The organism is Acinetobacter lwoffii (genome assembly GCF_022809915.1).
In the GTDB taxonomy this organism is placed as follows: domain Bacteria; phylum Pseudomonadota; class Gammaproteobacteria; order Pseudomonadales; family Moraxellaceae; genus Acinetobacter; species Acinetobacter lwoffii_M.
The window spans coordinates 163,671-183,635 of record NZ_JALGQY010000002.1; the positions used below are offsets into that span (position 1 = coordinate 163,671).

The 19,965-nt window shown below is 45.2% G+C and carries 25 protein-coding genes; 17 read left to right on the forward strand and 8 right to left on the reverse strand.

Going from position 1 to position 19,965, the window contains the following annotated elements; genetic code table 11:
- The first annotated feature begins 20 nt into the window (after positions 1 to 20).
- The 4 genes from metX to rdgB all read left to right on the forward strand — a co-directional run bounded on the left by metX (position 21) and on the right by rdgB (position 3,092).
- Complete coding sequence (metX, locus tag MTX11_RS02335) at positions 21 to 1,181, forward strand: homoserine O-succinyltransferase MetX (protein WP_071852261.1); 1,161 nt, start codon at positions 21 to 23, stop codon at positions 1,179 to 1,181.
- A complete protein-coding gene (gene metW / locus MTX11_RS02340; protein ID WP_004278415.1) occupies positions 1,181 to 1,774 on the forward strand; it encodes a methionine biosynthesis protein MetW in 594 nt (197 codons plus the stop codon). Before metX ends, metW begins: the two co-directional genes overlap by 1 nt.
- Positions 1,771 to 2,361 carry a tetratricopeptide repeat protein gene (locus tag MTX11_RS02345; protein WP_004647420.1) on the forward strand — a complete coding sequence of 197 codons (591 nt, stop codon included), beginning with the start codon at positions 1,771 to 1,773 and terminating at the stop codon, positions 2,359 to 2,361. Before metW ends, MTX11_RS02345 begins: the two co-directional genes overlap by 4 nt.
- 104 nt (positions 2,362 to 2,465) lie before the next feature.
- The gene (rdgB, locus tag MTX11_RS02350; RefSeq protein ID WP_243474256.1) at positions 2,466 to 3,092 is read left to right on the forward strand and encodes an RdgB/HAM1 family non-canonical purine NTP pyrophosphatase; all 627 of its coding nucleotides are present in this window, start codon (positions 2,466 to 2,468) and stop codon (positions 3,090 to 3,092) included.
- Between the two features lie 113 nt (positions 3,093 to 3,205).
- Here the strand turns inward: rdgB and MTX11_RS02355 are convergent, their stop codons facing one another.
- Positions 3,206 to 4,087, reverse strand: a complete 882-nt coding sequence (locus MTX11_RS02355; protein ID WP_138743115.1) for an AEC family transporter — start codon at positions 4,085 to 4,087, stop codon at positions 3,206 to 3,208.
- 186 nt (positions 4,088 to 4,273) lie between these two features.
- Here MTX11_RS02355 and tatA point away from each other — a divergent pair, with 186 nt between their 5' ends.
- The 4 genes from tatA to MTX11_RS02375 all read left to right on the forward strand — a co-directional run bounded on the left by tatA (position 4,274) and on the right by MTX11_RS02375 (position 8,146).
- Positions 4,274 to 4,492 (forward strand): Sec-independent protein translocase subunit TatA, encoded by a 219-nt coding sequence (tatA, locus tag MTX11_RS02360; RefSeq protein WP_005245949.1) that lies wholly within the window; start codon positions 4,274 to 4,276, stop codon positions 4,490 to 4,492.
- 9 nt (positions 4,493 to 4,501) lie between these two features.
- Complete coding sequence (tatB, locus tag MTX11_RS02365; RefSeq protein WP_243474257.1) at positions 4,502 to 4,924, forward strand: Sec-independent protein translocase protein TatB; 423 nt, start codon at positions 4,502 to 4,504, stop codon at positions 4,922 to 4,924.
- A complete protein-coding gene (tatC, locus tag MTX11_RS02370; protein WP_243474258.1) occupies positions 4,921 to 5,697 on the forward strand; it encodes a twin-arginine translocase subunit TatC in 777 nt (258 codons plus the stop codon). The genes tatB and tatC overlap by 4 nt, the downstream gene beginning before the upstream one ends.
- A gap of 196 nt (positions 5,698 to 5,893) precedes the next feature.
- Positions 5,894 to 8,146 carry a PhoX family protein gene (locus tag MTX11_RS02375; protein WP_243474259.1) on the forward strand — a complete coding sequence of 751 codons (2,253 nt, stop codon included), beginning with the start codon at positions 5,894 to 5,896 and terminating at the stop codon, positions 8,144 to 8,146.
- Positions 8,147 to 8,199: 53 nt separating this feature from the next.
- Here MTX11_RS02375 and MTX11_RS02380 read toward each other — a convergent pair whose 3' ends face one another.
- Positions 8,200 to 8,979: an NRDE family protein gene (locus tag MTX11_RS02380; RefSeq protein ID WP_243474260.1), complete on the reverse strand. Its 780-nt coding sequence runs from the start codon at positions 8,977 to 8,979 to the stop codon at positions 8,200 to 8,202.
- Between the two features lie 93 nt (positions 8,980 to 9,072).
- Here MTX11_RS02380 and lgt point away from each other — a divergent pair, with 93 nt between their 5' ends.
- From lgt to MTX11_RS02395, 3 genes are all read left to right on the forward strand, one after another.
- Positions 9,073 to 9,882 carry a prolipoprotein diacylglyceryl transferase gene (gene lgt / locus MTX11_RS02385; protein ID WP_005107931.1) on the forward strand — a complete coding sequence of 270 codons (810 nt, stop codon included), beginning with the start codon at positions 9,073 to 9,075 and terminating at the stop codon, positions 9,880 to 9,882.
- A gap of 92 nt (positions 9,883 to 9,974) precedes the next feature.
- Positions 9,975 to 10,367, forward strand: coding sequence for a hypothetical protein (locus MTX11_RS02390; protein ID WP_005245942.1), 393 nt, complete (start codon positions 9,975 to 9,977; stop codon positions 10,365 to 10,367).
- Complete coding sequence (locus tag MTX11_RS02395) at positions 10,360 to 10,746, forward strand: hypothetical protein (protein ID WP_005107934.1); 387 nt, start codon at positions 10,360 to 10,362, stop codon at positions 10,744 to 10,746. Before MTX11_RS02390 ends, MTX11_RS02395 begins: the two co-directional genes overlap by 8 nt.
- Positions 10,747 to 10,764: 18 nt before the next feature.
- On the opposite strand, the gene MTX11_RS02400 is transcribed toward MTX11_RS02395, so the two are convergent.
- Positions 10,765 to 11,280 (reverse strand): CHAP domain-containing protein, encoded by a 516-nt coding sequence (locus tag MTX11_RS02400; protein WP_243474261.1) that lies wholly within the window; start codon positions 11,278 to 11,280, stop codon positions 10,765 to 10,767.
- Between the two features lie 389 nt (positions 11,281 to 11,669).
- On the opposite strand from MTX11_RS02400, the gene MTX11_RS02405 reads away from it, so the two are divergent.
- From MTX11_RS02405 to msrA, 6 genes are all read left to right on the forward strand, one after another.
- A complete protein-coding gene (locus tag MTX11_RS02405) occupies positions 11,670 to 12,161 on the forward strand; it encodes a lipocalin family protein (protein WP_243474262.1) in 492 nt (163 codons plus the stop codon).
- A gap of 182 nt (positions 12,162 to 12,343) precedes the next feature.
- Positions 12,344 to 13,186 (forward strand): thymidylate synthase, encoded by an 843-nt coding sequence (gene thyA / locus MTX11_RS02410; RefSeq protein ID WP_004729505.1) that lies wholly within the window; start codon positions 12,344 to 12,346, stop codon positions 13,184 to 13,186.
- Between the two features lie 200 nt (positions 13,187 to 13,386).
- Positions 13,387 to 13,899, forward strand: a complete 513-nt coding sequence (locus MTX11_RS02415; RefSeq protein ID WP_243474263.1) for a dihydrofolate reductase — start codon at positions 13,387 to 13,389, stop codon at positions 13,897 to 13,899.
- Positions 13,900 to 13,922: 23 nt separating this feature from the next.
- Positions 13,923 to 14,972, forward strand: coding sequence for an Lnb N-terminal periplasmic domain-containing protein (locus tag MTX11_RS02420; protein WP_243474264.1), 1,050 nt, complete (start codon positions 13,923 to 13,925; stop codon positions 14,970 to 14,972).
- 102 nt (positions 14,973 to 15,074) lie between these two features.
- Positions 15,075 to 15,536, forward strand: a complete 462-nt coding sequence (locus MTX11_RS02425; RefSeq protein ID WP_004278432.1) for an META domain-containing protein — start codon at positions 15,075 to 15,077, stop codon at positions 15,534 to 15,536.
- 110 nt (positions 15,537 to 15,646) lie between these two features.
- On the forward strand, positions 15,647 to 16,171 hold the full coding sequence (gene msrA / locus MTX11_RS02430; protein WP_180180906.1) for a peptide-methionine (S)-S-oxide reductase MsrA: 525 nt from the start codon (positions 15,647 to 15,649) through the stop codon (positions 16,169 to 16,171).
- Between the two features lie 64 nt (positions 16,172 to 16,235).
- Here the strand turns inward: msrA and MTX11_RS02435 are convergent, their stop codons facing one another.
- The 5 genes from MTX11_RS02435 to MTX11_RS02455 all read right to left on the reverse strand — a co-directional run bounded on the left by MTX11_RS02435 (position 16,236) and on the right by MTX11_RS02455 (position 19,895).
- A complete protein-coding gene (locus MTX11_RS02435) occupies positions 16,236 to 16,640 on the reverse strand; it encodes an ExbD/TolR family protein (RefSeq protein WP_004278434.1) in 405 nt (134 codons plus the stop codon).
- Complete coding sequence (locus MTX11_RS02440) at positions 16,640 to 17,263, reverse strand: MotA/TolQ/ExbB proton channel family protein (RefSeq protein WP_004278435.1); 624 nt, start codon at positions 17,261 to 17,263, stop codon at positions 16,640 to 16,642. Before MTX11_RS02440 ends, MTX11_RS02435 begins: the two co-directional genes overlap by 1 nt.
- A 25-nt stretch (positions 17,264 to 17,288) precedes the next feature.
- A complete protein-coding gene (locus tag MTX11_RS02445; RefSeq protein ID WP_243474265.1) occupies positions 17,289 to 18,056 on the reverse strand; it encodes an energy transducer TonB in 768 nt (255 codons plus the stop codon).
- Positions 18,057 to 18,248: 192 nt separating this feature from the next.
- Complete coding sequence (gene purU, locus MTX11_RS02450; protein WP_004278437.1) at positions 18,249 to 19,115, reverse strand: formyltetrahydrofolate deformylase; 867 nt, start codon at positions 19,113 to 19,115, stop codon at positions 18,249 to 18,251.
- A 48-nt stretch (positions 19,116 to 19,163) separates the two neighbouring features.
- Positions 19,164 to 19,895 carry a TetR/AcrR family transcriptional regulator gene (locus tag MTX11_RS02455; RefSeq protein WP_034437998.1) on the reverse strand — a complete coding sequence of 244 codons (732 nt, stop codon included), beginning with the start codon at positions 19,893 to 19,895 and terminating at the stop codon, positions 19,164 to 19,166.
- Positions 19,896 to 19,965: the final 70 nt, after the last annotated feature.

The following is a 19,965-nucleotide window of genomic DNA, read 5'->3' on the forward strand; positions in this document are numbered from 1 at the left end:
ATTTAAGGCGAATCCTCCCCGTGTCTTTTCCAGCTGACTCAGTGGGCATTGTTGTCCCACAAAAGTTCCAATTTGAAGAGCCGTTAGAGCTTGAATGCGGTCGCATCCTCCCACGTTTTGAACTGATGGTTGAAACTTATGGCGAACTCAATGCCGATAAGTCCAATGCCATTCTGATTTGTCATGCCCTTTCCGGTCATCACCATGCCGCAGGCTATCATCATGCAGATGATAAAAAAGCCGGCTGGTGGGATTCATGTATTGGCCCCGGCAAAGCCATTGATACTTCAAAATTCTTTGTGGTTTCACTGAATAATATTGGTGGCTGTAGCGGTTCTACCGGCCCGATCTCGCCAAACCCTGAAAATGATAACCGTCCTTATGGCCCTGATTTTCCACTGGTTACGGTCCGCGACTGGGTCAAAACCCAGGCCCTGCTCTCTGATCGTTTAGGGATTGATACCTGGGATGCCATCATTGGCGGTTCACTGGGTGGTATGCAGGCATTGCAATGGTCAGTGGATTATCCAAACCGTTTAAGAAAATGCGTGATTATTGCCAGCGCTCCAAAGCTTTCTGCACAGAATATTGCCTTTAACGAAGTGGCACGTCAGTCGATTTTGTCAGACCCGGATTTCCATAATGGTCGTTATCTGGAAAATGACAGCTATCCAAAACGTGGTCTGATTCTGGCGCGTATGGTCGGTCATATTACTTACCTGTCCGAAGAAGCCATGAAACAGAAATTTGGCCGCGATTTGAAATCAGGCAAATTTATGTATGGTTTCGATGTCGAATTCCAGGTCGAAAGCTATCTGCGTTATCAGGGTGAGCAGTTCAGCCGTAACTTCGATGCCAATACCTATCTGATCATGACCAAGGCACTGGATTACTTTGATCCGTCGCGTGAATATGAACAGTCGCTCAAAAAAGCCATGGCCAATACCCAGTGCAAATTCCTGGTGGTGTCATTCACGACTGACTGGCGTTTTACTCCTGCCCGCTCGCAGGAAATCGTGGATGCGCTAATTAGCAACCATAAACCTGTGAGCTATCTGGATATTGATGCCGAACAGGGTCATGACTCTTTCCTGTTCCCTATTCCGCTCTATGTAAAATCTTTGCGTGCATTCCTGGGTGGTGAAGAACACCTGAAAGCAACACCAAAGGAGGCCGTATAATGCGTATCGATCAACAACTCGCTGAAAAGTGGATCAAGCCCGGTTCTAGCGTACTCGACCTCGGTTGTGGCGATGGTGAACTGCTGGCACAAATGAGTAAAAAGCACGATATTCGTGCATACGGATTAGAAATTGATCAGGAAAAGATTGCAATTGCAGTCAGTCGCGGGTTAAATATCATCCAGCAAGACTTAAACCTCGGCTTAAGCCGCTTTGCTGACCAGTCTTTTGACAATGTGGTCATGGCACAAGCTTTGCAGGCTGTAGATGCACCTGACGTATTATTGCGTGATATGGTGCGTGTGGGGAAACAGGCCATTATTACCTTTCCGAACTTTGCGCATTGGAAGACCCGTTCTTTCTTGGCAATCAAAGGGAGAATGCCGGTTTCTGAAGCCTTGCCGTATATGTGGTATAACACCCCGAATATCCACTTATGTACATTTCGTGATTTTGAAGCACTTTGTGCGGAAAATAATATCAAAATTATTAATCGACTCGCTGTGAACGGGAATCAAGAAGATAGTTTGCTAAGCAAGCATCTCCCTAATCTATTTGGTGAAGTCGCAATTTATCGAGTGAGCGCGCTATGAAAAAATTATTATTAAGTACGACGCTACTGGCGGGACTTTTTGGCATGCAAGCCCATGCAGATTATGTTGCACCGAGTCCTTCTGTTGCCAGTCAAGCGGCTCAGTATTCCATCATGGATATCAATAGTCTGACTAAAGCAGCGAAAGCCGGTCAGGCCGGTGCACAGTTTTATCTGGCCACCAAATACCAGTATGGTAAAGATATACAGAAAGATGAACGACAGGCCTTTGCCTGGTATAAAGCTGCTGCGGATCAAGGTCTGGCGGTTGCACAGCTGAATGTCGGCCGTATGCTGGCCGATGGCATTGGCACCAGAAAAGATGAGGCGCTAGCGCGTCAGTATTTTGAAAAAGCAGCCAGCCGTGGCGATAACCGTGCCAGCTTTAACCTGGCAATGATGGAAGAGAAAAAGAAAAACTATATGGGTGCTTACCAATGGTATGAACTGTCTACCCGTGATGGCATGCTCGACAATAAGGTGATTACGCTGTCGGAAGGCAGAAAAACTGCCTTGGCGGCGAATTTAACCCAAGAGCAGATCCGTCAGGCGCGTGATCGTGCCGACAGATGGATTCAGGCACAATAAGCTGAATGGTATAAATAGCACCTTCGGGTGCTTTTTTATTGCCGCAAATTCTTCATCCGTTGCTAAAATAACACCCATTCTTTATCTAATAATGAGTTTTTGACATGGCTGCAACTGACTGGTTATCCCAAGGCACACTGATATTGGCAAGTAATAACAAAGGTAAAATTGCCGAGTTTGAAAAACTGTTTGCCGAGCTACAACTGCCGGTTGAAGTCGTGGCCCAGGGCAAGTTGAATATCGAAGATGCGATCGAAGATGGTCTAAGCTTTGTCGAAAATGCGATTATTAAGGCTCGCCATGCTTCTAAAATTTCCGGAAAACCTGCTATTGCAGATGATTCAGGCATTTGTGTGCCAGTTCTTGGCGGCGCTCCCGGCATTTACTCGGCTCGTTATTCCGGTGAGCATGGCAACGATGCCGCCAATAATGAAAAACTGCTGGCCGATCTCAAACCCTTACGCCAAGATGGTGAAGTGATTGAGGGCATGTTTGTTTGCGTACTGGCACTGGTTCAACATGCCGAAGATCCCTTACCGCAAGTCTTTCAGGGTATCTGGCACGGGGAAATTCTGGAAGCTGCGCGTGGTGAAAATGGTTTTGGCTATGACCCGTTGTTCTGGTTACCGGAACTCGGAATTTCCAGTGCAGAAATGAGTAAGGAAGAAAAGAATAAAATCAGTCATCGCGGTCAGGCGATGCAGTTGTTTAAAGCGAGTTTGGCGAAGTAAGTTTTTCATATTTTTTCCCTCTCCCTTTGGGAGAGGGCTGGGGTGAGGGATTTTTAAAATACACCTCCCCCCTTGCGAAACAGCGTTTCTCATCTCCTAAAAGGAGAGGGAATCTATAGTGTAGGCATCAACGCATGCACGATTACCCCATATAAGGCAATCAAGATCGCGCTGGCCAAAGTTCCCGAAGCAATATATTTGGCGGAATGGCCCGTTCCCTGATAATGGGTTTCCAGTGCCACAATATTGGCTGCAGGCGGCAATAAAAAGAACATCAGCAGTACCGCATAGGTCAGCGTCTGCTGTGGAATCGGCAAATAAAAATAAGCTGCGCCACACAGTAAAACAGCAAATAGCCCACGACAAAAAATAAGTTGCAGACTGCGCATTAAATCGAAGCGGCTGATCCGCACATTGCTCAGCCACATTCCCAGCACACACATGCCGCTAAAAGTGACCAGTACTTTATTGGCCTGATACAGTATCTCTATCCAAGGCACTTGCTGCCAATGACTCAAATCCCAAAATGATAATAAAGCTGCTACAGACAGTGCCACCACAGGTGGTGAGAGCAGCACATTCTTTAAAATATAGCCGCTATCTTGTCTGGCTTCACTGACTGCCATCACCGCACAGACATTGCCAAACAAGGAACCACCAATATACAGCGCCACTACAGTACTGGTCGCTTGCGGTCCAAAAACCGCCAGTGCAAAAGGAATCCCCAGCCATGCCCCATTTAAATAACTCAGGCATAAAGCACGTAATTTATTTTTCAGGGTGAAATAAAATAAGGCAAAGAATACACAAGAACAGAAAAAGCTGAAGGCAATTAACCACAAACTGCCCTCTTGGTAAAACACCATATTGTAAATAATCAGTACCGGAATCAGGACCCGTGCCAATAAAGCTGCCAAGAGAGGGCGAACCGGTTTTAAATATTGCACACCCCAATAACCGATCAGAAAAGACAGGAGGGGAAGAATCAAGGCCATGACAATGCTGCTGAGATTTCCATATCAGGCTGTATGCTAGCACAGCATACTTTTCATTGAATTATGAATTTTTTTATATGAGTGATTCATTCCCCTGCTGCCGTGTCGGCAAACTGTCATCAAAGCGTCACCGCGCTGTCATACAAGCCTGCTGAGATAGGTACATAAAATATAGAGGATAAAATAATGGCAGGATTATCAATTTGGCATGTGCTGATTTTTGCAATTGTGGTGATTTTATTGTTCGGCACATCCAAACTTAAAAATTTGGGTAAAGACGTCGGCGGCGCGATTAAAGACTTTAAAAAATCAGTCAAAGATGAAGAGGCAGAACAAGCTCAGCTTGCAGAGCCGCGCACCATTGATGCCCAGGTCAAAACTCCTGAACATTCGGTTAAAAGTTAAGAGTTCGCTATGCTCAATATCGGAATGACCGAGCTGCTGATTTTCGGGATTATTGCGCTTTTGGTTCTTGGGCCAGATAAGCTTCCGGAAGCAGTACGTTTTGTCGGAACATGGTACGGCAAGATCAAGCGTATGGTGAGCAATGTTCAGAATGATCTTGATCGTGAATTGCGCCTGTCCGAGCTACGTGAACAGATGCAGGCTGAAATGCAGCGGATTCAGGAACTGGAGGCCAAGATGCAGACACAAGTGGCTAATTTGCAGCAGCCGATTGTAAGCGATGAAGTAAAAATAAAATCGCAAGCTGTCCAGCCCTTGCTCAGCTATCAGCCGGTGATACAGCCTGTATCACCCGTGTATTTACCCAAGCCTACAGCAATTCAAACCGTGATTTCCGAACAACGCTATACAGAAATGAAGGTGGCCGTATGACATCCTTGCCGACCACACCAGCCTCCAATGATGCTGCAGCACTGAACCTCGAACAGATGCCGATTACCCAGCATTTGATCATCTTAAGAAAGCATCTGTTTAAAGTGGTTGCTGTCCTGATTGGCCTGTTTTTCTGCTTATTGCCCTTTGCCAATCAGACTTACCAGTGGTTGTCTGAACCCTTACGGGCACAGCTACCTGCCAGCTCAACCATGATTGCCACAGATGTCACTGCAACCTTCATGGCACCTTTTAAACTGAACTTCTTTGTCGCGCTGATGATCGCGATGCCGTTCATCCTGTATCAGCTCTGGACCTTTATTAAGCCTGCGCTGTATGCCAAGGAAAAGAGCCTGGCCTTGCCGCTTCTGATCGGCAGTATCGTACTTTTTTATACCGGCATCAGCTTTGCCTACTTTGTGGCATTGCCCTCGATTCTGCATTTTTTTATCAGTGTTTCGCCTGAAACTGTAGCCCCGATGACCGACATCAACAGTTATCTTAGCTTCTGTTTAAAGCTGTTTCTGGTCTTTGGTTTTACTTTTGAGATTCCCATTATTACCCTGGTTCTGATCTTGATTGGTGCAGTTTCGACACAGACTCTGATCAAGAAACGGCGCTTTATTATTGTGGGTTGCTTCTTTGTGGCAATGTTCGTCACACCTCCGGATGCCCTGTCGATGATCATGCTGGCTGTCCCGATGTGGCTGCTGTTTGAACTGGGTTTACTGGCAGGGAAACTGATTGAAAAACGTCGGTTAAAGACTGAATAACAATAACTATCCAAAACAACAAAAATATCGACTTACTCAGGCAGCTCTGGCTGTCTTTTTGTTTCCAATTTTCAATAAAATACTGATTTATTTAATTTTAATGCAACATTTCCTTAAGATTACTGTCATATCCCAAGCTTAAGGTATTGAAAACTTCTACACCACCAAGCACTTATTTTTTAATTGGGACTTTAAAATGAAAAATGAAGACATGATACCTTGCCAGGATCTGGTTGAAGACAGTAACAACTCAAACAACACGCACTTCCAAACGATTCTGGATCAATATACTAGCCGCCGCAGCTTTATTGCGAAAACTACAAGTGGGGCAATGGCATTAGCATTTGCAGCAACAGTAAGTGGTTGTTCAGATGATGATAATGATTCTGGTACACCTGACAGTAATCCAACTACACCGCCAGATACCACTAGCCCAGATCAACATGCCTGGAGTGATCTAAAAGCACGTCCGAATAAATTAGTCTTTGAACCGGTTCGTAAGAATACCCAAAACTTCTTCAGTGTTCCTGAAGGTTATGAGCTTAAAGTATTGTATGCAGTAGGCGATCCAATCAACCCTGCTTATCCAGAAAAGACCGATGCAACCTTAGCTTCTGGTGCTTCTTACCAGTTCCGTTCAGGCGATAACCATGATGGTATGAGCTTCTTCGGTATGCATCCAATCAATAAAAATTATGCTGCCAAAGAATCAACACAAGGTTTACTTGTTCTAAACCACGAATACCTACAACAATCTCAGCTCCATACACCAGAAGGTACAATTACCATCGATGGTGTACGTCCAGAAGATCAGGTACTCCGTGAAGTGAATGCGCATGGTGTTTCTGTTATTGAGATCAGCAAAGATGCAAATACACAAGACGTTAAAATCAACTTAAATTCTAATTTTAACCGTCGTATCACTGCAGCAACCGAGATGGAAATTAATGGGCCAGCGCGTGGTTCTGACTTAGTCAAAACTATTTTCTCACCAGATGGGACGTTAACTCGCGGTACCTTTGCCAATTGTGGTAATGGTTATACGCCATGGGGAACTTACTTAACGGCTGAAGAAAACTGGAGTGGTTATTTCGCTCGTCAAGCCAATGACACCCGCGCTATTGCAAAAGAAGAAATTTCATTATCACGTTATGGTCGTGGTGGTACTGATGCCCGTTCATCTCAATACCGCTGGAATACTCCTGTTGCTGAATTAACCGGTGATAAAGGACTTTATGATCGTTGGGATATTTCAGTTAAAGGCGCAAATGCTTTAGCAGATTATCGTAATGTCATGAATACGTGTGGTTTCATTGTAGAGATTGATCCATTTAACGCGACTACACGTCCAGTTAAACGTACTGCACTGGGTCGTTTTGCACACGAGGACTGCCGATGTAGTAACCCTATTCCGGGTCAGCCATTAGCTTTCTATATGGGTGATGACGCGACCGGCGAATATATCTATAAATTTGTTTCTGAAGCCGTCTGGGATCCAAAAGACGTCAATGGTGGTTATACCGCTGGTGATAAATACATGGATAAAGGGACATTATATGTCGCTAAATTCAATGATGACGGTACAGGTGAATGGCTAGAACTGACTCATGGCAAAAATGGTTTAACTACTGCTAATGAAATCTATCCATTTGCAGGCCAGGATGACATCGTCATCAATGCCCGTCTTGCTGCTGACCATGTTGGTGCGACCAAAATGGACCGTCCAGAATGGGTTGCAGTGAATCCCGAAAATGGTGAAGTCTATGTGACGCTTACCAACAACGGTAACCGTGGACGTGCTTACCCAACCGATGCAGCCAACCCACGTAGCTACATCGACTTTAAAGGCTCGTCAGCTAGCAACTCAGGAAACATGAATGGTCATATCATTCGTTTCAGTGAAGCTAAAAACACAGTTACAGCGACAAGTTTTGCTTGGGATATTTTCCTGTTCGGTGCAGAAGCACGTGCTGCCTCTAACATCAACCTGTCAGGTCTGGATGATTTAAATGACTTCTCCAGCCCGGACGGCATGTGGTTCGATCCGCGCGGGATTCTGTGGATTCAGACCGATGATGGTCAGTACACCGATGAAACCAACTGCATGATGCTGGCAGCACTTCCGGGTACTGTGGGTGATGGTGCTAAAGCGATTGCCGCCAGTACCAAAGCAGAAGGACAGGAAACCTTTGTTGGTGCCAAACTCAGCAATGATCGTGTTCGTCGCTTTTTGACTGGTCCATCGGGTTGTGAAATTACCGGCGTGACCATTACCCCGGACTATAAAGCGATCTTTGTCAACGTTCAGCATCCAGGGGGTGCATGGCCAGCCAACCAAAGCGAGCGTTATAGCCGTTTAGGCAAAGTACCTCGCTCTGCGACTGTGGTCATTACCCGTAAAGATGGCGGCGCCATTGCGGGTGAAGCTTTGGAACAAGCAACCGTATAAAAAGCTGTTACTCAAAAATGCCGGCAGATGTCGGCATTTTTTATATCCGGTGATTATTTCAGGCTAATTATTTTCTCAATAGTTTGACCTGCGGTTGTTCCTTGTTGTGACTTTTCGATCCAGTGCCATTGTCTCTGCTGCATTCTCAAAAAATTTGAGCAGCGGGTGCCATAGGCCGGACTCTGAATAAAAGTCGAAGACAGCAGTTGTTCCATTTCCACGGAGATGCCGGTGTCTGGCAGAAGTTCAGGAATCACCTTGCGTTCGTCTTCCAGAATATCCCAAACAGCATGACACAAATCTGCTTCTGCGATCTCCTGTTGTTGCAGCATCGGTAAAAATTCCTGGGTAAAGCGTTTACGTAAATGTCGGGTCTTGTACCAGTCTTCGCTCATCAGGCCATTCGAAACCACATATACGCCATGCGCAAGTACTTGTGGTTCTTCACCGCGATTGCTCATATATACGGCCTGCTCTTGATCGCCGATAAACAGGTTAAAACCAGCATAGTCACACTGGCGTTGTTCCAGATCTTGGGCAAATCGGATCGGTGTTAAGTCAGAATCTAAAAAGTTCTGGATGATATGTCCACGTGAAGTCGGATAATGCCCTTTGTCCTGTCCATCACGAAAATTGGTAATCACCGCCCAACGACCGGAAGCTGTAATACCCATCCAGGTACCACCCGACTGTAGATCCTGCCCGGCAATTATCGGACTATTCTCCCATTCGTGTAGCTCCTGAGTAGGACGCTGATAGAACTCATCCCGATTTGAAATCAGACATAATGGGCTCTGATCCAGAACCTTCCAAGCCAATGCCACGATACACATAATTGATGCCCTCGATCTTTACACATTGAATGTACAACATTTTTCTTTGCTTTAAGCTAAAATCTGTGCAAAACAGAATCACAAGGAACAGGAATGCTCACCTATCCCAATATTGATCCCGTCGCGATTTCGCTCGGGCCCTTACAAGTCCACTGGTATGGACTGATGTACTTACTGGCATTTTTATTTGCCTGGGGATTGGCGACGTTTCGCGCCAAACAACGTGGCTGGACACCGGATATGGTGTCTGACCTGATTTTCTTCGGTGCACTCGGTGTGATCATTGGTGGCCGTGTCGGTTATGTCTTCTTCTACGGTTTTTCCCAGTTCCTGGCCGATCCTTTATGGCTGTTCCAGATCTGGACCGGCGGTATGAGTTTCCATGGCGGTTTCCTCGGGGTCATTCTGGCCATGTTGTGGTGGTGCAAGAAATATAAGATGACCTGGTTCCAGACTCTGGATTTTATCGCACCTTGCGTACCGACAGGCTTGATGTTTGGCCGAATTGGTAACTTTATTGGTGGCGAACTGTATGGCCGTCAGGTCACCGACCCAAACTTTGCCTGGGGCATGATCTTTCCGACCGATCCCCTGCAACTGGTGCGTCATCCATCTCAACTCTATCAGGCGCTGTGTGAAGGCCTGATCCTGTTTATTGTCTTATGGTGGTTCAGTTCCAAGCCTCGTCCACGTATGGCAGTTTCTGCGCTGTTCCTGATCGGTTATGGCCTGGCACGTTTTGTGGTTGAATTCTTCCGTGAGCCGGACAATGGTCAGCTGTTTATTGGCTGGATGAGCAAAGGACAATTCCTGAGCCTGCCAATGATCCTGATTGGCTTGTGGATGATGTGGTATGCCTACCAGAAGAAAATATATGACTGGGGTCCACAAAAAAATAGCTGAGAAAATCGCGTAATTTAGCGAGGCAGAGGCCTCGCTTTTTTATACTCAAAATATGCTAAAGTGCCGATTATCTCTTCTATTCTTTCATCATTATGCTTGAGTTCTGGTTTAATCCGCAAGTATCTGTTCTCAAAAAACTATTGATCTTTATTGTGATTGCAGCGACAGCTGCAGGCTTGTACTGGATGCAACCACTGCCCTTAGATTCTATTTTGATGTTTGTCGGGACCGGCATCATTTTTCTGATCTGTCGTTACTGCAAAATCCACTTTGCCAGCAAAAATCCGACCGGTTTGCTGTATAGATTACTGACCTGGATTCCAATTGCCTTATTGATTGCTTTAGTTTTTATGAATATGCAACAGGGTGAAATCCTGATTCCGGGTGCACAAGGCATTGCCTTTATGGCACTGGCAATTTGTCTGTTTTCTCCACTGTCCCTGCTCAATCAGAACAAATCAGATGCAGGTTCACCCCATGCTTGAGTTCTGGTATTCGGAACGCTGTAGCCGTCAAATCAAACTCATCGCCATCATCGCGACCTGTATTTTGATTTATACAGCATCGACTGTGGCCCAGTTAGATCCGGTATTTGTGGGGGTGAGTTTAGCGATTGGAATTGTCGTGCATTTACTACACCATTTCCGCCTGAAAATCTCAAAATCCAATCCCTATGCAAATGGCTTTAGCGCCTTGAGCCGGGTCATTCCCATCATTGCCTTAATTACCCTGTTTGGCTATTTACCAGAACAGCACCAGCAATGGGGCAAATTTGCCTTGGGTCTGCAATGTCTTGGCTTTGCCGCGATTGGATTATTTATCGTTTCAATCTATGAAAGCCGTGCGAAGCGTTTTGAGGACTGATCACTTCGCAGTGTTTTCTTAGAAGTAAGTTTCCAGACGATAGTAACTATAAGTCACGTTTTTATTGCGATAAACCGCATGATCTCGCTGTTTAAAATCCGATACCCAGGCACTACCTGAATAAGCCGCGATATGTCCATATTTATGTCCCTGAGTACGGTCAATAATATAGATATCGCCTTTTTTCGGCCGATCAAAAGAAGCATTAATTTTCTTATAACCCAGCTGCATCAGGGTACTTCCCCAATCTGCTGCTGCGACCGGATGATTCACAATTTTCGCACCAGAAGATTGCAGACCGACACGAATACTGCGCGCACATTTCTGTGTACTGGTATTTCGGGTAATGCCTTGCAGATAACTGGTAAATTTCTCGATATTGATACGATGGCCATTGCTTACGCCTGAAGCGTTACGGACAGTGGCTTTTTGGGATGACTTTTTAGGTCTTTGCTCCGATTGGGAACGCACCATGATATTCGCTTGGACAGGAGCATATACTTCGCTCATGTTTACTTGATGATCATACATCATGCCTTACCAACCGCTCCTCGCCTGTAATTTAGGCTTTCATATTGTTAACAAGCCGAGAATACTAGTCGTTTAAATGTTATCTTTCACATTAAAAATGTAAATAAATTTGTCTATTTTTGCGGCATTCAAATTAAGCCGTTCTTTCTAATACAGTTACAAAACCCATCATCTTTGCAAAAAAAATGTAAAGCAAAGCCAACTCCAAAGCCTTTTTAGCCTGACTTATACAAAATGAGTCCTTATTTTTTTCTACTCAAACGTGTGACTTTAAGCTGTAGCTCGGCCATTTTCAGACAACATTTCACTACATGATTACATCATTTTGAGCTTTGCACCCTGTATTACACTGATTCGGCATTTTTAAATATTGAACTAAACGGAGAAGAAAAATGAGTCAGACTTTAAGTACCGTTTCAAATTTTAATTTAGAACAATATTTAGGCACCTGGTATGAAATTGCACGTTTGCCGATGAAACACCAACCCGAGAACAGCACCGATATTTCTGCGGTATATAGCTTGAATGAAAATGGCAAGGTTCGGGTTCAGAACCGCTGTCTGGATGGTGAGGGTAAGCTGGATGAAGCCATTGCTGAAGCGACCATTGTCGATGCAGAACATGCCAAGCTCGAAGTCAGTTTTTTACCTGAAGGCCTGCGTTGGATTCCGTTTACCAAGGGCGATTATTGGGTATTAAAAATCGACTCCGATTATCAGACGGCGCTTGTAGGCGAACCGAATAAAGAATATTTATGGCTATTGCATCGCGGTACCAGTCTGGACGAAGCCACTCAACGCGAATATTTAAGTTATGCAGAATCCTTGGGCTATGATCTGTCTAATCTGATTCATACAGTGCATACTGGCAATAAAACCGTTTAAGCTGCAATCAAAAGACCTCCATCAGGAGGTCTTTTTTATTCTCAATTTGGGCGATGAAAGCTCATCAAAAAATGCTATGATGTGCGCAATTTAAATTGTCCCTTTCGACAGAAAATTGATTATAAAATAATCCATTCTGCTGTTAAAACGGCGATTTTCAACAGATTCAAATAGAGAGAACTATGCGCCAATATCTTGACCTTTTACAACATATCCTCGACAACGGCGGCGATAAAGGCGACCGTACCGGTACAGGTACACGTTCGGTATTTGGTCATCAGATGCGCTTTGATCTTTCCCAAGGTTTTCCTTTACTCACCACCAAAAAAGTTCATTTCCGTTCTATCGTGATTGAATTGTTGTGGTTTCTGAAAGGCGATACCAATGTTCAATATTTAAAAGACAATAAAGTCTCGATTTGGGACGAATGGGCGACCGCAGAACAGACTGCGCGTTTTGGCCGTCCTGAAGGCGAACTTGGTCCAGTTTACGGTCACCAATGGCGTAATTTTGGTGCCAGCAAAAATGCAGACAATAGCTATAATCAGGACGGTTTTGACCAGATCAAATGGTTGATCAATGAAATTAAAACCAATCCAAATTCGCGTCGTCTGATTATCTCTGGCTGGAACCCGAATGAAGCAGGTCAGGTCGCATTACCCCCTTGCCATACCCTGTTCCAGTTCTTTGTACACAATGGAAAATTGTCTTGTCAGTTGTATCAGCGCAGTGCTGATGTATTTTTGGGTGTGCCATTTAATATTGCCAGCTATGCCTTGTTGACGCATATGATCGCGCAAGTCTGTGATCTGGAGGTTGGTGACTTTGTCTGGACTGGTGGCGATACCCACTTGTACAGCAACCATTTTGAACAGGCACAATTACAGCTCAGCCGTGAGCCACTCGGCCTTTGTCAATTAAAACTAAATCCCGAGATTAAAGACCTGTTCGATTTCAAATTTGAAGATATCGAAATTGTCGGTTATGAATCTCATCCAGGAATTAAAGCCCCTGTCGCTGTTTAATTTTCTTTATTATAAAGTTCCCCCTCCTCCTAGGAGAGGGCTAGGAAGAGGTTTTTTACCACGCGTGAATCGCCACCTCCTTTCAAAATATATTCCTAGCCCTAAAGCATGAAGGCAATCAATATAGATTTTTAACCTTTCTTTCGTACCAGTAAAAAATTACACGAAGGACTTTGGGCTTGATAAGAAGGATTCAATACATGTCATTTCAAGATTTAGAAGTTGTACACGTCGTTGCCATGGATCAGCAGCGTTGTATCGGCAAGGGCAATGACCTACCTTGGCATATCTCTGCCGACCTGAAACACTTCAAGGAAATCACCCAAGGCGGTGTGGTGGTGATGGGTCGCAAGACACTAGAATCGATGGGACGTACCTTGCCTAAACGGGTGAATTGGGTCATTACCCGTGATCCAGACTGGGCATTTGCAGGTACCAAAGTCGCTTATAGCATTGAAGACGCGCTGAGTCAGGCCGTGGCAGATGTGAAGGCTTCAGAAAAGCCTGACACCATTTTCATCATTGGTGGCGGTGAAATCTTTAAACAGACCATGGAGATCACAGACCGTATGGAACTGACGCATGTCGAACTGGATGTACAGGGCGATGCCTATTATCCAGAGATTCCGGCGGAATTTAAAAAGGTCGCTGCCGAGCAACATATCGACGACAAAACCGGCATTGCATTTGAGTTCGCAACCTACAGAAAATAAAGCCTATTTCTCATGAAAAAGTGATGATGCAGGGACGCGAATATATCTCTAGACATTGGAGTCTGTGGCTGCTGGGTAGCCTGTTTACTTTATTCGTCCTTCTGTCGAGTTTGTGGCTCAGCCTGATGCTTTGGGTGCATCAACCCATCGGCAAAATCGGCAGCTTGATGCTGATTGGACTCTGGCTGACCTTTGCGCTGGTCGTTCTCGGAATTTATTTCACCCGGCATCTGATCTCCCGCCAAGTCGATAGCGTTCTTTATCTTCTGGCCTTTTTGTTTTGTCTGCTGGGATATTTTAGTCTGGAAGCGCGTCAGGATCGGGAATGGAATCCTGAGGTTGCCCAGCTCCTGCATTATGAGCAGCAAGGCGATCAGGTCACTTTGTACAATATCCGCAACTTTGACTGGCAGGCCGATGGTCGCTATATCGAACGCTGGGAAAGCCGTAGTTTTGACCTGAATCAGATTACTGGCGTGAACATCATTACTTCCTACTGGATGGGGCCTAAAATTGCCCATACCTTGGTCAGCTTCGATTTTACCAATCAAAAGCCACTCACCTTCTCGATTGAAATCCGCAAGGAAAAGAATGAAGAATTTTCAGCAATTGGTGGCTTTTTCCGAAAATATGAACTGAGTCTGGTTGCATCAGACGAAAAGGATATTGTCTATACCCGCAGCAATGTCCGTGGTGAACAGGTCTATTTTTTCCCGGTAAAGATGCCACAAGCTCAGGCTAAAGCGCTATTCAAGGAATATCTGCGTCAGGCCGATGAACTGTCACAAAAGCCAAAATGGTACAATACCCTGACCAGTAATTGCACCACACTGGTCTTTGATATGGTTCAGGCGGTATCGCAACAACAGCTACCCTCAGATTACCGACTGCTGGCCTCCGGCTATTTACCAAATTATCTCTATGATCTCAAAGTACTGGAACAGTCTTGGGATATGCAAACTTGGTATCAACGTGCGCACGTTAATCCACGGGTAGAACGCACCGCTAATCTCTCCAGTCAGGACTATTCACGCCTGATCCGGCAGGGCCTACCAAAACCCGACATGCGATAACTGTGTAGCAAATCCACTTCAATAAAGATACAAAATCAACTGGAACCTTGATCATTTTTTTGTTTATATACAAATAGCTAGTCAATGATCAGAGTATCTCTCATGCTAAAAAAATTAACTGCAATCGCGATTTTAGGCTCGGTTCTAACGGTCATGGGCTGCGAAACTGTGCCCAATACAGCCACGACACAAACCGCGAATCATTTACAACTTTTGCAAAATCGTACTTGGATTGCGACCCAGATTGGTAATACTGAAATCAAGACTGCGCCAACCGCACGCAATGTTCCGAGTCTGCAATTTGATGCCAGTACCCAGCGCGTTTCAGGTTCAGATAGCTGTAACCGGATTATGGGCAGTTACACAGCAGCGAAAGACACGCTGACCCTGAACCAAATGGCCACTACCCGTATGGCCTGTATGAACAACGATCAGCTTGATCAGAAATTTAATGAAGCTTTAGCCAAAGTGACACATTATCAAGTATTTGGTAAAACCTTAAAATTACTGGATCGCCATGGGAATCTCTTGATCCAGCTAGAAAGTGCTGTTCAGCCGCGTTAATACTTCCCTACAAAAAGCCTGTATGGACAGGCTTTTTTATCTTTCATACTGATGAGCTGGAATTTAACCATCAGCCCGATTGAGTTATTTAATTGAATGAGGAATCAACCATGCAACAGGCACTTTTCGGTGGGGGATGCTTTTGGTGTACTGAAGCCGTATTTTTACAGATCCAGGGGGTTCAGCAGGTCATCAGTGGCTATGCAGGTGGGCACACAACTCAGCCAAACTATGATGATGTCTGTGGTGGCAATACCGGCCATGCCGAAGTCATTCTGATCGATTTCGATGAAAACCAGATTAACTATACCCAGTTGCTCGATGTATTTTTTGCGACCCATGATCCAACTACATTAAACCGTCAGGGCAATGATGTCGGCACCCAGTACCGTTCTGTGATTTATTATCTGAATGATGAGCAGCAGCAACAGGCGCAGCAGGCGATCAATGCCCTGAAAGCCGATGGCATCAATGTGGTGACTGAACTGAGCCCTACCCCAACTTTCTATCCGGCGGAAGACTATCATCAAAACTTCTTTGCCAAGAACCCGACCCAGGGCTATTGTAATTTTGCCATTCCTCCAAAATTGAATAAATTACGCAGCAAATTTACGACCCTCTTAAAAACCCATTAAGTTTCATGAAAAATGGGCATAAAAAAAGCGACTGCAATCAGTCGCTTTTTTTATTACCTAAATCTTAGTTATCAGTTGCAAAAGCAATATCGCTGAGTCCGGCTCCACTCGCACGCGACATGACTTGCGCCACTGAGTCATAACGTGATTCTTTATCCGCTTTCAGCACAATGGTCGGCTGACGTTCAGCTTGGCCCGCTTCATTAAAACGGGTTTCAAGCTGCTCTAGCGTCAGTACATCGCCATTCCAGGCAATGTCACCTTCGGCATTGATGCTGATCGTGACATTTTCAGGCGGCAGATCGATAATCTCCGCAGTGGTTTGTGGCAAGGTTAATGGAATTGATGGGTTCGCAACGGTCGCTGTCACCAGAAAGATGATCATCAATACCAACATAATGTCGATGAGGGGAATGAGGTTCATCTCATTCATGCCTACATCGTTGTCTTCACCCAGTTGAAAAGCCATTAAGCTTGACCTCCCACGAAACTCTGTTGTGTTACTTTTTCATCAGGCTTTTTTGCAGCAGATTCCTGTTGCAGCATGGTATCAATTAACAGACCGTGTGCCTGATCTTGTAATTCATGAGCCAAGCCACGATTGGCACGGACACAGATGTTATAAGCTAGTACCGCAGGAATTGCGACTGCCAGACCTAAGCCAGTCATAATTAACGCTTCACCGACTGGGGTTGCCACTTGTGCCAGACCAGCCTGACCACTTTTACCAACAGCAACCAGCGCATGGAAGATGCCCCATACCGTACCGAACAAACCGACAAATGGAGAAATCGATGCGATGGTACCCAGAACTGATACACCTTTTTCGGCATTGGCTTTTTCTGCTGAAATCTGGCGTAACAGTGCCTGTTCTGCCACTGCCTTACGCTGTTCAAAGCCTAAAGGAGCCAGTTTGGTTTTCAGTTGTTCCAATGCTTTAGATAACTGCGCATAGGCAATCTGTTTCAGTTGGCGCGTGCCCATCAAACGCAGCACAAAAATGGTCCATGTCGCAATCGACATTGCCAATAACACGAAATACAGCGTTTTACTGACTGCATCAGCGTGTTGCCAATAAACTGAAAAGTTCATATTCGAACTCCTAATGGGTGAGCCGTTATTTAACCTGAAAATCGAAAGGCTGTTCCACGCGTGTTGGATAAGCCACACCATTTTCAACATATTTGGTGAGTTGTGCACGACGTACCGCTGCTTCTACTTTGCGCGTTACCGCCGGGCTACAACTTGAATTTCGTGCAGTCGCAGAGACCACTTTACCCTGCTCATTCGCTGAAACATCTACTACCAGTGAACAGGCTGATTTTAATTCACCTGCAGAGAGTGAGACTTTTGGTGAACGCTGCCAGGACACACCCCCACCAATTGATACACTTTTCGGGGATGGTGGCGCAGCAGGTGCTGGCGGTGCCACAGGCGCAGGTGGCGCGACTGGAGCAGGTGCCGGTTTAACTTTAGTTTCAGTGACTACTGTCGGTACAACCGGACTTGGGGTTGGTTTTGCTTCAACTGGCGGTGCTTTAACCACTTTTGGCGCTTCAGCCTTTTTCACCTGCTCGATTTTTTCTACTTTTTTCGGTGGTGGTGGCAGTGGTTTATCGACAATTTTGACTTCTTTTGGCTTAGGCGGCTCTTTTTGTGGCTCGGCCTTCGGCTTTGGCGGTAAAGGTTTTGGCGCTTCCTGGAGTTTTACAAAGCGCACTTTTAAGGGTTGCTTATCAATGGGTGTCAGCTCAGGTGCTTTCATCTGGCTGATCGCATATAACACACCCACATGCCCAATTAGTACAGCCGCCAGGATAGCGATGACTTTCTTTTTCATCTGATTCGGCGGTGTAGGCATTTGGGGCGCAGCAACTTGACTCATTAAATCTATTACCTTGAGGAGATGATGTGGAACAAACTATCAAGCTCATCGGTTAGCACAATTAAAGTATGCCAATAATAAATGAGAAGTGTTTTCATTTGCAACCGCTAATCCTGCCTTTGACTGACTTTTTTTGCATCAAAACAAAAAAGGCACACTAAAAGTATGCCTTTTTAAAACTCAATGCAAGTCTTATTGGAACACGACAGTCTTGTTACCATCGACAATAATACGGTCTTCCAAATGCCATTTTACCGCACGGGCCAATACATTACGTTCCACGTCCTGACCGAGTTCACGTAACTGTTCAACGGTAAAGTCATGGTTCACGCGCTCCACATCCTGCTCGATGATTGGACCTTGATCCAGATCAGCAGTGACATAGTGCGCAGTTGCACCGATCAGCTTCACCCCTTTTTCATAGGCCTGTTTGTACGGATTGGCACCTACGAAAGCTGGCAGGAAAGAATGGTGAATATTGATCACTTTCATTTCCCACTTGCTGACAAATTCTTCATCCAGAATCTGCATATAACGCGCCAGCACCAACAGGTCATTGCCCTGCATCAACTGGTCGATTTCTGCATAAGCTTCTGGTTTGTTGTCTTTGGTCACCGGCACGACTTCGAATGGAATGCCAAAGTTTTCAACTGCTTCGCGTAAAGTCTCGTGATTCGATACCACTTTGGTAATTTCACAAGGTAGGCCACCACGCGCATGACGCCATAACAGCTCAAGCAAGGCATGATCGACCTTAGACACCAGAATACCGACTTTTTTCACGTCACTGACCAGCGCCAGACGCCATTGCATGCCATAGCGTTCCGCCACATTTGCTGCAAAAGTCTGAGTAATACTTTCTTTTCGACTTTGAAGATTATCTAATTCAAATTCAACGCGCATGAAGTAACGTCCGCCCTGCGCTGCTGTCGCATATTGGTCAAGCGCAGTAATGTTGGCACCTTGATGATACAAGAAGCTCGAAACAGCCTGCACGATGCCCGGCTTGTCTTCACAAGTAATCAATAAACGTGCGGTGTTAGCAGTCGTCATATTCATGTTGGTTTAAGTCACTAATCAGTTAAATTAAAAAATAAGCCGAGTATTCTAGCGCGTTTCTTGGATATTCTGAATAGTTTGTTCAGATTCAGAATCTTTAGACGACGACAGGCTGGCAAAAAGTTCCGAAGAGCCCAAACTACTCAATAAACCTTCATAGGTTTGACGACTTTCACCACGTAAATATGCCCCTTCCAAGAATACCATTTGACGGAGTGCCTGCCAGACCCATTTTTCTTCCAGCGTATTGGAATCGGTCAAATGACCTGACATATACAGGAAATTGGTCCAGTTGGTCAGTACAATCCACAGGTTAATGATCAGTGCTTCAATTTCTGAATCGGTCATGTCCATCAGGCCTGCATTGACAAAGCCCTTATAGATTTTCTGGCCCTGCTGCATGACCTGCCCGGCAAAGCGTGGATACATCTTACGAAAATCTTCGTTATTTTCTACCAGATGATAGACGTCACGATGCAGGAAACGATAAGCCCATAGCTGGCTGCTCAGCACCTGAAAATAATGCACCTTGTCATTGGCATCCAACGCACGGTCATCCGGCAGCGCCAACATTTCTAGCGTCTGGTGCTGGTACTGTTCCATCAATTCTTTAATAATTTCATTTTTATTGCGGAAATGATAATACAGGTTACCCGGGCTCATGCCGAGTTCAGCCGCAATGTGATTGGTGGTTACCGATCGTTCGCCACGCTCGTTAAACAGCTGTAAACTGAGCTGCAAGATACGCTCTTTAGTTTTTAAGGTTTTGGTTTGGGACATCCTAAAATAACCATTCAGTTCATGCATTAGTAGGCTAACACACAAAGTCACTTGACTAATTAGAGTATTT

Bases quoted from the DNA above. Each gene is read 5' to 3' on its own strand.
- tatA (WP_005245949.1), top strand. From the start codon at position 4,274: ATGGCAGGATTATCAATTTGGCATGTGCTGATTTTTGCAATTGTGGTG.
- thyA (WP_004729505.1), top strand. From the start codon at position 12,344: ATGCGCCAATATCTTGACCTTTTACAACATATCCTCGACAACGGCGGC.
- msrA (WP_180180906.1), top strand. From the start codon at position 15,647: ATGCAACAGGCACTTTTCGGTGGGGGATGCTTTTGGTGTACTGAAGCC.
- MTX11_RS02380 (WP_243474260.1), bottom strand. From the start codon at position 8,979: ATGTGTATCGTGGCATTGGCTTGGAAGGTTCTGGATCAGAGCCCATTA.
- tatB (WP_243474257.1), top strand. From the start codon at position 4,502: ATGCTCAATATCGGAATGACCGAGCTGCTGATTTTCGGGATTATTGCG.
- MTX11_RS02415 (WP_243474263.1), top strand. From the start codon at position 13,387: ATGTCATTTCAAGATTTAGAAGTTGTACACGTCGTTGCCATGGATCAG.
- MTX11_RS02390 (WP_005245942.1), top strand. From the start codon at position 9,975: ATGCTTGAGTTCTGGTTTAATCCGCAAGTATCTGTTCTCAAAAAACTA.
- MTX11_RS02455 (WP_034437998.1), bottom strand. From the start codon at position 19,895: ATGTCCCAAACCAAAACCTTAAAAACTAAAGAGCGTATCTTGCAGCTC.
- MTX11_RS02445 (WP_243474265.1), bottom strand. From the start codon at position 18,056: ATGAGTCAAGTTGCTGCGCCCCAAATGCCTACACCGCCGAATCAGATG.
- MTX11_RS02375 (WP_243474259.1), top strand. From the start codon at position 5,894: ATGAAAAATGAAGACATGATACCTTGCCAGGATCTGGTTGAAGACAGT.
- rdgB (WP_243474256.1), top strand. From the start codon at position 2,466: ATGGCTGCAACTGACTGGTTATCCCAAGGCACACTGATATTGGCAAGT.
- tatC (WP_243474258.1), top strand. From the start codon at position 4,921: ATGACATCCTTGCCGACCACACCAGCCTCCAATGATGCTGCAGCACTG.
- MTX11_RS02345 (WP_004647420.1), top strand. From the start codon at position 1,771: ATGAAAAAATTATTATTAAGTACGACGCTACTGGCGGGACTTTTTGGC.
- MTX11_RS02420 (WP_243474264.1), top strand. From the start codon at position 13,923: ATGATGCAGGGACGCGAATATATCTCTAGACATTGGAGTCTGTGGCTG.
- MTX11_RS02395 (WP_005107934.1), top strand. From the start codon at position 10,360: ATGCTTGAGTTCTGGTATTCGGAACGCTGTAGCCGTCAAATCAAACTC.
- MTX11_RS02425 (WP_004278432.1), top strand. From the start codon at position 15,075: ATGCTAAAAAAATTAACTGCAATCGCGATTTTAGGCTCGGTTCTAACG.
- lgt (WP_005107931.1), top strand. From the start codon at position 9,073: ATGCTCACCTATCCCAATATTGATCCCGTCGCGATTTCGCTCGGGCCC.
- metW (WP_004278415.1), top strand. From the start codon at position 1,181: ATGCGTATCGATCAACAACTCGCTGAAAAGTGGATCAAGCCCGGTTCT.
- purU (WP_004278437.1), bottom strand. From the start codon at position 19,115: ATGAATATGACGACTGCTAACACCGCACGTTTATTGATTACTTGTGAA.
- MTX11_RS02440 (WP_004278435.1), bottom strand. From the start codon at position 17,263: ATGAACTTTTCAGTTTATTGGCAACACGCTGATGCAGTCAGTAAAACG.
- MTX11_RS02355 (WP_138743115.1), bottom strand. From the start codon at position 4,087: ATGGCCTTGATTCTTCCCCTCCTGTCTTTTCTGATCGGTTATTGGGGT.
- MTX11_RS02405 (WP_243474262.1), top strand. From the start codon at position 11,670: ATGAGTCAGACTTTAAGTACCGTTTCAAATTTTAATTTAGAACAATAT.
- MTX11_RS02400 (WP_243474261.1), bottom strand. From the start codon at position 11,280: ATGATGTATGATCATCAAGTAAACATGAGCGAAGTATATGCTCCTGTC.
- MTX11_RS02435 (WP_004278434.1), bottom strand. From the start codon at position 16,640: ATGGCTTTTCAACTGGGTGAAGACAACGATGTAGGCATGAATGAGATG.